The sequence below is a fragment of the Brassicibacter mesophilus genome (assembly GCF_050433385.1).
Lineage (GTDB): Bacteria > Bacillota > Clostridia > Tissierellales > Proteiniboraceae > Brassicibacter > Brassicibacter mesophilus.
The window spans coordinates 13,590-26,281 of sequence record NZ_JBNPXI010000029.1; the positions used below are offsets into that span (position 1 = coordinate 13,590).

General features: G+C 30.8%; 10 protein-coding genes and 1 riboswitch. Of the genes, 4 read left to right on the forward strand and 6 right to left on the reverse strand.

Features of this window, described 5'->3' with window-relative positions:
• Positions 1–31 precede the first annotated feature (31 nt).
• The 5 genes from HNR33_RS20165 to HNR33_RS20185 all read right to left on the reverse strand — a co-directional run bounded on the left by HNR33_RS20165 (position 32) and on the right by HNR33_RS20185 (position 6,537).
• On the reverse strand, positions 32–1,387 hold the full coding sequence (locus HNR33_RS20165; protein ID WP_429087133.1) for a hypothetical protein: 1,356 nt from the start codon (positions 1,385–1,387) through the stop codon (positions 32–34).
• A 167-nt stretch (positions 1,388–1,554) separates the two neighbouring features.
• On the reverse strand, positions 1,555–2,850 hold the full coding sequence (gene thiC / locus HNR33_RS20170) for a phosphomethylpyrimidine synthase ThiC (RefSeq protein ID WP_429087135.1): 1,296 nt from the start codon (positions 2,848–2,850) through the stop codon (positions 1,555–1,557).
• Between the two features lie 122 nt (positions 2,851–2,972).
• Positions 2,973–3,075, reverse strand: a riboswitch (TPP riboswitch).
• 78 nt (positions 3,076–3,153) lie between these two features.
• Positions 3,154–4,473 (reverse strand): glutathionylspermidine synthase family protein, encoded by a 1,320-nt coding sequence (locus tag HNR33_RS20175; protein ID WP_429087138.1) that lies wholly within the window; start codon positions 4,471–4,473, stop codon positions 3,154–3,156.
• The gene (locus tag HNR33_RS20180) at positions 4,461–5,780 is read right to left on the reverse strand and encodes a glutamate--cysteine ligase (RefSeq protein WP_429087141.1); all 1,320 of its coding nucleotides are present in this window, start codon (positions 5,778–5,780) and stop codon (positions 4,461–4,463) included. Before HNR33_RS20180 ends, HNR33_RS20175 begins: the two co-directional genes overlap by 13 nt.
• Positions 5,781–5,988: 208 nt before the next feature.
• Entirely contained in the window at positions 5,989–6,537 is a 549-nt protein-coding gene (locus HNR33_RS20185; RefSeq protein ID WP_429087144.1) for an NADH peroxidase, read from the reverse strand.
• Between the two features lie 332 nt (positions 6,538–6,869).
• Between HNR33_RS20185 and HNR33_RS20190 the strand changes: the two genes are divergently transcribed.
• From HNR33_RS20190 to HNR33_RS20205, 4 genes are all read left to right on the forward strand, one after another.
• Positions 6,870–7,334: a DUF2975 domain-containing protein gene (locus tag HNR33_RS20190; protein WP_429087147.1), complete on the forward strand. Its 465-nt coding sequence runs from the start codon at positions 6,870–6,872 to the stop codon at positions 7,332–7,334.
• Positions 7,335–7,346: 12 nt separating this feature from the next.
• Positions 7,347–7,568: a helix-turn-helix domain-containing protein gene (locus HNR33_RS20195; protein WP_429087150.1), complete on the forward strand. Its 222-nt coding sequence runs from the start codon at positions 7,347–7,349 to the stop codon at positions 7,566–7,568.
• Between the two features lie 11 nt (positions 7,569–7,579).
• Entirely contained in the window at positions 7,580–9,118 is a 1,539-nt protein-coding gene (locus tag HNR33_RS20200) for a DUF4153 domain-containing protein (RefSeq protein WP_429087153.1), read from the forward strand.
• A 94-nt stretch (positions 9,119–9,212) separates the two neighbouring features.
• Positions 9,213–10,574, forward strand: coding sequence for an MATE family efflux transporter (locus HNR33_RS20205; protein WP_429087156.1), 1,362 nt, complete (start codon positions 9,213–9,215; stop codon positions 10,572–10,574).
• Between the two features lie 100 nt (positions 10,575–10,674).
• Here HNR33_RS20205 and HNR33_RS20210 read toward each other — a convergent pair whose 3' ends face one another.
• Positions 10,675–12,687, reverse strand: coding sequence for a S9 family peptidase (locus tag HNR33_RS20210; protein WP_429087159.1), 2,013 nt, complete (start codon positions 12,685–12,687; stop codon positions 10,675–10,677).
• Positions 12,688–12,692: the final 5 nt, after the last annotated feature.

Here is a 12,692-nt window from a genome sequence, read left to right on the forward strand (position 1 = left end):
AAGAATTATTTTATTACAGTATAGCACAACATTACTCAACTTTAATCTCAATTTCATTAATTTTCTGCTCAATAGCTGTTCTCTCTTCTTCATCAAACTTGTTAAGCAGTTTATTTATCAATTTGTCAATTTTCTTACCTGTTTCAACTAATACTTCATCTGAAGGTACACCTGATTTATGAATTAGCTCTGTATTTATCTTCTTTATGCTACGAAATGTACTGCTACTAAATTCTTCTCCTAAAAGCTTCTGAATATTCTCTACTGAAATAAGATATTTTTCATTTTTAAACTCGGGATGAAATTTCTCAATAAGCTTCCTCATTACTATCTGAAGATCCGACCACTTATCAACAAAATAAAACAAAGCTTTTCTGCTTTGAATTATAGACTCATCTTCATCAGAATTACTATAAGGATTTCTATTTAGTTCGCTTTTAGCTTTTACAAACTTTTTATAAAGAGTCATATCATTTTCAATCATCTTATCAATTATCTGTTCAACAACTGTATTACTTTCACATGAAATATCAATATTATCAATATGCTTATCTATTGCTTTAGGTGTATTTAAACCTGCACTTTTTAAAAATTTGAAAAGTAAATCTGCTCTACCCATTACTATATCTTCAATATCATTTATTTGGTTTTTAGAAGATATCCTGCCATAAATAAAGGAAGCTAGTTCATAGTGACTGCTAAATGCAACTTCATTTTGAGTCACTCTTTCTTTTACTGCTTTATATAGTCTCTTTAAGCCTAATTCTCCAGCTAGTATCAATCCATTTAATTCATCTAATATTTCATATTCATCTATGGAAAGTTCTCCATTTAAAGGTTTATATACGAGGTCATGTTCAACTTCAGACCACGCATGCATTAGAACAGATGCTACTTGTATTTCAACATTAGCTTGACAATATTTTGCTTCATCTTGTTCAATTTGAGTAGCCTTTAGATTGATCCTGTAATGAGTCGCATGGTATCCAGAAAACATTTTTTGATATTTAGGACCAAATGAATTACCCTCAGATATTTTATTCCCACTGTTTTGTGGAAATTTTTTTATTTCTTTAACTTTAAACTTTGACTTTATAAACCTTTCTATCTTTTCCTTATCACTTGGGAAATATAAAGCTATCCTTACGCCAGCTAAATCTACTATATCTGAATATATGTCATCTACGCATTCATACTTTTTACTTTGACTTCTTTTGATAAGCTTATCTTTTAGGCGGTCTACTCTTTTGACTCTATATGTTACAATAGCTCTTATTCCAGCTTTTTCAAGCTCGTTTTCACATATCTGTGCACAAATTCTTGCGGTTCTTTCATAAAAATCTATTTCTCTAACATACTGATTAATAAACTTTTCAACTACATCCATTGCTATTCCTCCTATAAGATTGCTGCAATTATAAAGCTATAACAATAATTATACCTTATACTATTAAAACAGACAAATGTATTAAACAATATAAAAAAACTCCTTCTATTCATTAATTAAAATGTACGAAGGAGTTTTTTATATTATATTATATTATATTAAGTATTCTAGATATCCACTTTTTTACCAGAGATGACACTATTTATGTTCTTTACAGCACACATCTTTCCACACATAGTACACGTACTTCCATCATGTGATGAGTTTTTTCTATAATCTTTTGCTTTTCCAGAATTTAAAGCCAGATTAAACATTTCATTCCAATCAAGAGCAGCTCTTGCTTCACTCATTTTTCTATCCCAATCTGCTGCTCCAGGAATGCCCTTAGCTATATCTGCTGCATGAGCTGCAATTTTTGCTGCAATAATTCCTTGTTTCATATCTTCTAGCGTTGGAAGTCTTAGATGTTCTGCTGGCGTTACATAACATAAGAAATCTGCACCTGTAGAGGCAGCTATTGCTCCACCAATAGCCGAAGTTATATGGTCATATCCAGGAGCTATATCTGTTACTATGGGCCCAAGAACATAAAAAGGAGCACCGTGGCATAACTTTTTCTGTAGCTTCATATTAGCCTCTATTTCATTTATAGGCATATGTCCTGGTCCTTCGATAATGATCTGTACATCTTTATTCCATGCCATTTTTGTTAGCTCCCCAAGTGTAATAAGCTCTTCAATTTGAGAAGCATCAGTAGAGTCTGCTATAGACCCTGGTCTACATGCATCTCCTAAACTTATTGTAACATCATGCTTTCTACATATTTCTAACAATCTATCATAATGCTCATAGAATGGATTTTCATTGCCTGTAATTTCCATCCAAGCATATAATAAAGAACCTCCACGAGAAACAATATTAGTAAGTCTTGGATTTACTTTAAATCTCTCAACTGCTCTTTTATTTAAGCCAACATGAATAGTAAGAAAATCTACACCTTCTTCAGCATGAGCTTCAACTACTTTAAAAAATTCATCAGCTGTAATATCAGCCAGTTCTTTTCCTAAAAACCCTATAGCATCATACATTGGAACTGTACCTATCATTGCAGGCGAAAATTCTATAAGCTTACGTCTAAAATCTTTAGTATCTCCATATGAACTTAAGTCCATAATTGCTTCTGCTCCCATTTCTATAGCCACTTTTACCTTTTCAAGTTCATCTTCATAATTTATACAATCTTTTGATATACCAAGGTTAACATTAATTTTTGTTTTTAATCCCTTTCCAACACCCTTTGGCTTTAGAGATTTGTGGTTTTTGTTAGCAGGAATTACGACTTGTCCAGTTGCTACAAGTTTTATTAAATCCTCAACTCTTATATTTTCCTCTAATGCTACTGCCTGTAATTCTTTAGTTACAATACCTTTTTTTGCAGCTTCCATCTGTGTTGACCATTCCATAATATTCCTCCATTCGTTTATGAATTATTAATAGTGCGCAAAAAAATACAGCACCAAAAAATTTGGCACTGAGGGGCTAATTGCAGGCAAAAAAGGACTTACCAGCATGGATAAGCCCTATCATTCTTAGAATATTGCTTTCCCTACGGCGGTATTAACCGCGTCAGGTTCAATGGGTTAAGGATTCTTTCCTCTCTCAGCCTATCGGCACCCCCAGCACCAAGTATATATTTTAAACTTATTATATCATAATACTTTGCTAAGTCAACATACAACATAGATATATAATCTGATACTTTCTGCTTATTCTACCAATAGATTTGGAACAGTATAGTATCCATGTAGCCCAGATATTATACTATTTTTACCTATTCTAGTATATAATCCAGCTAGTTTTTCGTTATACATAAACAATCCTATTATATGCCCAAATTTACTTACTTTAAGCTCATCTTTTTCGAGCTCAATAAAGTCTCTAGTATATGGTATGCAAAATTCCTGCAATAGATAGTCATTATTCCAGCATTGATCTAGTTTTTCTTTCCACTGGTTTTGTGTGAAGTCTCTTCCAGCATACACGCCTTTAGAAGCATATAAATCTACTGGCTTAATAATGTATTTATCTTTGTTGTTTAATGCTTCTTCATATATTATCTTATTCCCACTAAGTTCTTTAGTATAAGGGATATGAGCTTTAATATATTTCTTTTCTTCATCCGTGAATAATTCTTGTGTATCTTCATCGTGAAGAATCTTAAATATTATCTTATTATGCATTATCTGTGATTTAACTGGACCAATTACACAAACAGCTTTATCTCTATATGCATTTATTAAGTCCTGTATTTCTTCGCTTCGCTCTATAAGCTCTCTAGTTACAATTCTTCTATAGATCAAATCAATCTTCATGTCATTAAAGAACAATTCACTACCATCATACCGTAATTCTCTAGGATCTACAATTTCTGTTCTATATCCACGTTCAATATATGCCTTTTTAAATTCTTCAAATTCAGCTGGAGTTCCACTCTCTTCAAAATCTACAATGGCCACATTAGGTTTTTCTATTTTATCATTAAACCTCTTAAAAGTTTCAATACTTTCATCAACCCACTTATATATGAGCTCAAAATAACTTAGTCTATATTTTTTTTGCATCCTTTTTGCTGGCTCTGCCTCTAAAAGTATTCTAGCAATTGTATTATCTTCATTCATAGCTGATGATCCATCAGTATTGAGTTCACAAAACTTGAACTCCTCTCCTCCTCCATAAAAGATATCAAATCTTCCAATAGGGACGTTAATATCATACCCGTGATCAACTAGTATAAGCTCTTCTAAAAGTTTAGGATACCCAAATTTCAATCTAAACTCAGATGATTCCTTGTATTTGTCAACTACTTTATTTGTTATTGACATTAAAGTTCGTCCGATATTTTCAAATGTTTCTATGTCCTGCTTAGTAAAAATCATTGGTTGATATAAAAATGGAATTGGCTTTCCTTTATATTTTGCATTAGAGTTCGCAACCTTCTCTACTGTTTTTTTATAGTCCTCAAGAAAGTTATTATCATCATTTTTAACTATTTCAATATACTCGTTAGTGAGTTTTATTGCATCCACAGCTCATCACCTCTATCAAGTTTATTATTTATAAAACACCACTTAAGCGCTTCTTTTTTACCTAATTCAAGCCTCTGTTTAGTGATTTGTGAAGGAACTTTTCTACTATTAATCATGTCTTCTAAAGGCATTAAATACTCTTTTTCTATGTCACTAAGCTTGTCTTTTGAAATAGCTATAAGCCATTTACCAACTTCATACACTGATTTATCTTTTATATTAGTATATAATCCTTTTTCAACAATATCTTTTTTAGCTGCATTAATGTCATCAATATTCAAAGTTTTAACGTATTCATAGACTTTGTCTAAGTTACTTTGATCATATAAAATACCTTTCCACAATGCAATAGCAGCAAAATTCAGTGGATATGGTACTGCATCCATCATCCTTACTTCGATATATTTTTTAGTTCTCACATCTGGAAAAACCATTGTTAATACATGCTCTAACTCTTTTAGTAAGTAATCCTCCGGATTAAATATTTCTTTATATATCTTTTTATCAGTAAATATAATTGATTCTCCATTATCAATAAATATAGGAGGTTTATTTAAAATGTATTCTGCATATTGTTCATATCCAAATAAGCCACCAAATGTCTTATCTACAATTCCGCACCTATCACTATCACAGTTCTCCCAGATAATATTTCTCAAGCAATGCTCACTTGATTCATTACCCTCAAAAAAAGGAGAGTTATCAAACATTGCATATATAACTGGCGAAAGTGCATTAGCTATTTTAAATTTCTTAGCATAGTCTTCTTCTGACTTGTAGTCTATAGATAGTTGCACTGAAGCAGTACCTTTCATCATGTTATGCGCATATCTTCCCTTTGATTTAAAGTACTCAAACATATATCCATATCTTTTCTTAGGTATTATCTTTATATCTGAAATCTTACTTTCAGGCTGATATCCTGTTGCTATTAAGGTTTGATTCTTAGCATCTAGTATGGGGACTATCTCATCTAAAAATCTTGTATACTCTTTTTTAATATCTTCAATATTTTTATATGGTTTAATGCTAAGCTCTAATTGACTTCCAGGCTCAAGAGTTATAGTCGTACCATCCTTACTTAATCCTAAAAGATAATCTCCTTCATATTTCCCTTGCCATCCAGTTGAGAGAAGTTTTTTTAATGTGTCTTCTACTCCATGAGTTCCATAATAAGATATAGTTTTTAAGCTGTTCTTGTCAACTATAAAGTGTTCAAATTCAACTCCTATATTAAAGTTCTCTTCTTCTTTTTCATTGCTCTTAAAATACTTTGCTATCTCTTCTACTTGTTTTTTATTGTTCACTAACTTCCCCCACTTTCTTATACTTTCAATACCTATTATACCCATATAATTACTAGGGATAACATAAAATTATATTCAAGTATTATTATTTCATTGCGGATAATATGTATACTATATCATACAGTCAATTATTAATATTAAACAAAATGCGTTGGCAAGATAATTATCTTACCAACGCATTTATATGTCATTTATAATTATAATTTATTTATTTTCCAAAATATCTCTTAAGTAATCCTTGGAATGCAGCACCATGTCTTGCTTCGTCTTTACACATTTCATGCACTGTATCATGAATAGCATCGTAGTTAAGCTGTTTTGCTCTTGTAGCTAAATCTTTCTTACCTTGGCAAGCACCAAACTCAGCATCTACTCTTAATTGTAGGTTTTTCTCTGTATCAGCATTTACTACTTCTCCTAATAGTTCAGCAAACTTTGCTGCATGATCAGCTTCTTCAAAAGCAATTCTTTTATATGCTTCAGCTATTTCTGGGTATCCTTCTCTATCAGCTTGACGGCTCATAGCAAGATACATTCCTACTTCTGTACATTCTCCCATAAAGTTAGCCTTAAGCCCTTCTAAAACTTCAGTATCAATATCCTTAGCAACACCTATTCTATGTTCATCAGCCCACTGTAATTTATCATCTGTTTTCTCAACAAATTTTTCTTTAGGAGCTTTACATAGAGGACATTGTTCTGGTGCCTCATCTCCTTCATGTACATATCCACAAACTAAGCATACAAATTTTTTCATATTTAAATCCTCCCTTAATTTTATATTAATATCAAACCAATGTAATTAATACCCGCTTTTTTTAAAAAGTAACACATAATTTATAAACTTATTTTGAATATTTTTATGGTGTAACACACTCTAAGGTTATGAAATAAAACTAGTTGAGATAATATATTGTATTATGCACCTTAAACAAAAGAGAGCTTACACATCATTGTGAGCGTCCTTTTGTTTATTTCAATTTATTCCTCCTCGATATTTTTTTATTGTTTATCAATAAATATTTATTGATTATTATGATGCTTTGTAGTATATTATTTATAAGACTGGTATTAAGGAGGTTAAATGATATGAAAATTTTAGGTGAAAAATCATTGTCAGCAATAGTAAAGAGACTTCTAGATCTAATTTTTATTGGTGGTATCATGATTACATTAAGCTTACCGATTTCATTAAAATGGTATTTAAATCATACCTATGAAGGCTCAAACGTGAAGATTTACTATTTCCTCATTATTCTTTTATCCGTTACAGGGATATTGGCTTTAATCATTGTTAACGAAATTAGAAAAATATTTAATACACTAAAAAGAAAAGATCCTTTTGTATTAGGTAATGTAAAGAGTCTTAAGCGCATGGGAATAGCTGCTTTCTTAATATCCTTTGCATATATTTTTAAAATAATATTTTATAATTCTTTTATGACAGTTATCGTCCTAATGGTCTTTGTTATAGCTGGATTCTTTTCTATAATTTTAGCTGAAGTATTTCGACAAGCAGTGATATTCAAAGAAGAAAATGATCTTACTATATAGAGGAGGGAAATAATGCCTATCGTTGTTAATTTGGATGTTATGATGGCAAAGAGAAAAATTGGATTATCAGAGCTGGCAGAAAAACTTGGTATTACTAATGCAAATTTATCTATTTTAAAAAATAACAAAGCCAAAGCAGTTCGATTCACTACCTTGGAGGCTATATGCAAGGCTCTAGATTGTCAGCCTGGAGATATATTAGAATATGTTGAAGATAAAAATGATAAAGATTAAGAGGTGCAAATATGCTAAAACAAAATAAGTTAATCATAAATAGTTTGCTAATAGGTGTATTATATACAATTTTGTTCTATAACAAAACAACTGGTATTTCATATCCTATTTTTGTTATGTTAATTACTTTACTCCTCGTCAATACTCTAAAGCAAACCAATAAACTAAAAAAAGACTCGGGTTGGTATTTTTTAATACCTATAGTACTACTATCTATAAGGTATTTTATCAGCAGCAATAGTTTTTTTCACTTTTTTAATCACATAAGCAATGTAACTCTTTTTTTAGGAATGACTTTGTTGCTTATAGGAAAAGAACCTTATAATTTTGAAACATTTAGCTTTTTACTTAAAATTATTAAAGCAATTTTCTGTCCATTTAGTTACTTTTTAAAACCTTATTCATACTTATATAAAAAACTAGTATATGAAAAAAAACAGAATCACAATACACAATTGAAAAAGATATTTGTCGGTATATTGATTTCAGCTCCTATTCTAATTGTTATAATAGCTTTACTAAGTTCTGCTGATATTGTTTTTAGTGAAATGATATCATTTCTTCCAACGAAGCTTTCATACGTCTTAAGAAATGCGAATTTTATTAATACTGTTGCTCAACTATTACTTATAGTATTTGTAGCAACTTACTCCTATAGTTGTATTTACTATTTATTTACTCCTATTGAAATACTAAAAAAAGAAAAGGAAGAAGAAAAAAAAGCTGTAAATAATCAGTTACCTGCTTCTAAGCAGAATATACCAAACAGCCCAAATGTAGCACTGTCTAAAGAAAAGATTTTTTTTGATTCAACTATATTAACTACTGTGTTAGTAATGATTAATATTGTGTATCTAATATTTTGCTTCATTCAATTTACGTACTTATTTAACAACGGATCCAACAACTTACCAGGTGGTTTTACCTATGCTGTATATGCTAGGCAAGGATTTTTTCAGCTTCTTTTAGTGACAATGCTGAACTTTATTATCATTATTTTAAGCTTTAAGTATACAGATTTTAAGAATTCAAAAACTAATAAACGTATTAATGGACTTCTTTTACTTATGGGTACATTCACATATATAATGATCTATTCATCATTTTATAGAATGGGACTTTATTCGCAGAACTATGGATATACATACTTGAGAGTATTTGTTTACTTTTTCTTATCCTTAGAAACAGTTTTGTTAGGAGCTACTCTAGTATATATACTAAAACCAAAATTCAATTTAGCAAAATTTTATATATTTACATTCTTAATATTTTATATAGGATTAAACTATCTAAATATTGATTCAATGATCGCAAAAAATAATATTGATAGATACTTTGAGACAGGAAAAATTGATTTTTATTATCTAACAACACTATCTTACGATGCTGTTCCTCAAATAAGCAGGCTATTAGAAACAGAAAATTCATCAATTAGAAGAGAAGTAGAAGATTATTTTATAGTTCTAAAAAAAGACTTGCAAAATCAATATTCATGGCAAGAGTTCAACCTTTCTCGTTATAGAGCTAGACTTCATTGTCTTACTAAATAATGAATTATCCATCCTCACTTTATAATTAACATGTAGAAATTTTTAAGAAATTCATGTAAAATCTTATTGATACGTTATTTTTTAGTAAAGTGAGGTGTTTGTCATTAATAAACAAACCATAAGGAATGTGCTATCATTAGCGCTACCTGCTGTTGGAGAAATGATATTATATATGTTAATATGGGTTTTCGATACTATGATGGTTGGCCAATACGGTGGTAATCTTACTGTTACTGCAGTTGGTTTAAGCTCAGAGATTATATATACATGTGTAAATATATTAATTTCTGTTGGAATAGCAATAGGTACTACTTCTCTAGTTGCTAGAAAAGTTGGAGCAAAAGAATATCATCAAGCTGAAGAATATGCAACATTAGGTACATTAGTAACAGTTGTTATAGCTTTAGTTTTATCATTTGTGTTCTTTACTTTTTCTAAGCAAATATTGACTTTTACAAAAGCTAATACTGAAGTAGTTTCAATAGGTTCAAAATATATGCAGATTTGCTCTATAGGAATATTTTTTAGTATGCTTACTTCTACACTAAATGGAGTTTTGAGAGGTTACGGTAATACTAAAACTCCACTTGTAGCTTCAATAATCGTCAACTTAGTTAATATAAGTTTAGACTGGTTATTGATTTTTGGACACTTTGGTCTTCCTGAATTAGGTACTAAAGGTGCTGCTATAGCAACAACTACAGCTAATATTTTAGGTTTTCTATTTATAGCTACATTCACATATAAATCATCTGAACTTAAACCTCGAGTTAAATATATAAAGGAATTTAATATTAATGAACTTAAAGAAATGCTCAAATTGTCAATACCTTCAAGTTTACAGGAAGGTGCATTTAGTATAAATAGATTGATTAATACATTTATGATAGTATCTTTAGGAAACATAGCTTTTTCTGCGAATCAAATAACCACAACGATTGAATCATTATCATTTATGCCTGGATGGGGATTCGCAGTTGCTGCTACTACATTAGTGGGTCACAAGATTGGAGAAAAAAATATCAAAAAAGCTAAAGAATATGCCAATACTTGTTTGGTTCTAGGTGCAGGTATTATGGGTATCTGTTCTTTACTCTTTTTACTATTTCCTAATTTTTTAATTAATCTATTTATAAATGAGAGTGAAGTAGAGGTAATAAGATTGGGAGCTATATGTCTCATGATAGCCTCCATTGAACAAATACCGATGGGAGTATCTATGATAATAGGAGGATCACTAAAAGGTTCTGGAGACACTAAGAGTCCCTTTATTGTTTCAGTAATTTCTAATTGGTTTATAAGACTGCCTCTAATGTATTATTTTATATTTATCCGTAAAACTCCAGTGACATATGTTTGGACAATTACTGCAATACAATGGGGTTTCGATGCCGTCCTCATTTACATCATATATAAAAGAAAATTTAAACAGGAAAATAGTTTACTTGCTTTGTAGCTATATAAATTTGAAGCAAAATGAAAGAAACCAGCTAATAGCTTCTACATATAAGCAGCCTTTAGGTGGTTTCTTTTAGATTCATTTATAGCATACTACTTTACTTGTCATCCAACTTTATCAACTCATCAATACTCTCTCCTAATATATAATGACAAAACCATAGTAGATTTTGCTTCATAATAGCTCTATTGAATCCTGGTTTATCAGGAACATGACCCATTCCTTTAAATATTACTAGCTCAGTCTCAACTCCCATATCATTTAATCCCTGATATAATTCATATGCATTCGGAGTTGGAACTCTAGCATCTTTTTCACCATGCTGAATCAAAGTAGGCGTGCATGCAGATTTTATATAAGTCATTGGAGATGTTTTTGCGTATATTTCAGGGTCATTCCAAGGATTATCTCCAAGATACATTCTAGTAAATGGATGAATATCTGTATTTACATAGTACGTAACCCAGTTACTAATTCCAGCTCCAACCGAAACTGCCTTAAATCTATCACTATATGTTGTACAGAAAGCAGAGATATATCCTCCTTGACTCCACCCCATTACTCCTATATTATCTTTATCAGCCAAACCCTCCCCTATAAGCATATCTACACCAGAAATTACATCATCATAATCCCCTATTCCCAGCTTTCTATAGTTAGCCTTTAGAAAATCATTACCATATCCTGAGCTACCTCTATAATTAGGCTCTAATACTAAAAATCCTTTTTCAGTGAGTTGCTCAATAGGATACAATTTCCCATATGTAGGTATTGGAAAAGAAGCCCATGTAGGTCCTCCGTGGATTACTACTAATAAAGGATATTTCCTTGATGAATCATAATCATATGGCATAGACAGTACCCCTTCTATTTCTAATCCATCACTGCTCTGCCAAGAGATTACCTCTTTTCTACTTAAAAGTCTTCCTCCATGAATTTCATTCTCATTAGTTATCTTTTTACCATCTAAATAAACTTCAAATCTTTCTGTGGACGATGCTTTTATGAAGGCTAAGTGTTTACCATCCTTTGATATATAAGATTTAATTATAAAACAGTCGTCTTTATTATCTAGTATATTAAACTCTCCGTTTTCAGAAATCATACCAATTAAATAGTTAGTTTTATCCTGCCAATTAACTAGAATTCCCCTATCTGTCCAACGAATTGGTGTTGCATTCCTGTCAAGCTGTGGTAATAGAAAAGTACTTTTTCCACTTTCAATATCATAAACTGCTAATTTACTATCATCTATTTTGTTTTTATAATATTCTTTTTCATTAATAGACCTTGTATAGCATATCTTTAAACCATCTGGAGAGAACACAACATTACTGTCAATAATTGCATCAATATTTAACTTGTTTATATTTTTCGACTCTGTGTCAAGTATATATAAATCAACATTATTATAATCCTTCATATCAGGTGTAGGAGTAGCTGCAAAAACAATACTTTTACCATCAGTAGAAATATCAAATCCTTGAATATGAGAGTTCTTTCCATCGGTCAGCTGACATACTGTCTCATCATTTTTTTGCTCGTTATCTATCAAGTCTTTCGGTGTAGTATATTGTTTGGTTGTACTGTCTATTCCTTTTTCTATCTCTAAATAATACAGACAGTTACATCTATATTCTCTATCAACATATCTAAAGTCACCATATGTCTCTTTACGTCTTTTTATTATCTTTGATTCAGGTACTTTTGCTAGATAGTAAATCCCTCTACCATCTGGTGACCATTTAAAGCTCTCTACACTTTCTCCCCCTGTTGTAATCTGAACACCATTGTGTTCATCAAAGGATTTTAAAAAAATAAGTGTTTTCTTTTTCTCTTTTTCTCCAACTGGACTAAGGTATGCTAAAAGCTTTGAGTCTGGAGACCATAAAGGATGTGAGCTTTCACATTGACCTGTAGTTAAGGGATAATGCTTATCGCCTTCTTTTTCGTATATCCACACATGATTTACAAACTTATTATTCTCCCAATCCGTAGATTTTTTAACGTATGCCACATTTTCTCCATTATCACTTAAGGATACATTTTCTAGACTAGGAAGTGCAACTATCTCTTCAATCGTTAAATACTTTCCATTATTTTCAGTCATACTAG

What these genes read in the sequence shown, in the direction of transcription:
- HNR33_RS20165 (WP_429087133.1), bottom strand. Translation starts at nt 1,387, where the DNA reads ATGGATGTAGTTGAAAAGTTTATTAATCAGTATGTTAGAGAAATAGAT.
- thiC (WP_429087135.1), bottom strand. Translation starts at nt 2,850, where the DNA reads ATGGAATGGTCAACACAGATGGAAGCTGCAAAAAAAGGTATTGTAACT.
- HNR33_RS20185 (WP_429087144.1), bottom strand. Translation starts at nt 6,537, where the DNA reads ATGAAAAAATTTGTATGCTTAGTTTGTGGATATGTACATGAAGGAGAT.
- HNR33_RS20190 (WP_429087147.1), top strand. Translation starts at nt 6,870, where the DNA reads ATGAAAATTTTAGGTGAAAAATCATTGTCAGCAATAGTAAAGAGACTT.
- HNR33_RS20195 (WP_429087150.1), top strand. Translation starts at nt 7,347, where the DNA reads ATGCCTATCGTTGTTAATTTGGATGTTATGATGGCAAAGAGAAAAATT.
- HNR33_RS20200 (WP_429087153.1), top strand. Translation starts at nt 7,580, where the DNA reads ATGCTAAAACAAAATAAGTTAATCATAAATAGTTTGCTAATAGGTGTA.
- HNR33_RS20210 (WP_429087159.1), bottom strand. Translation starts at nt 12,687, where the DNA reads ATGACTGAAAATAATGGAAAGTATTTAACGATTGAAGAGATAGTTGCA.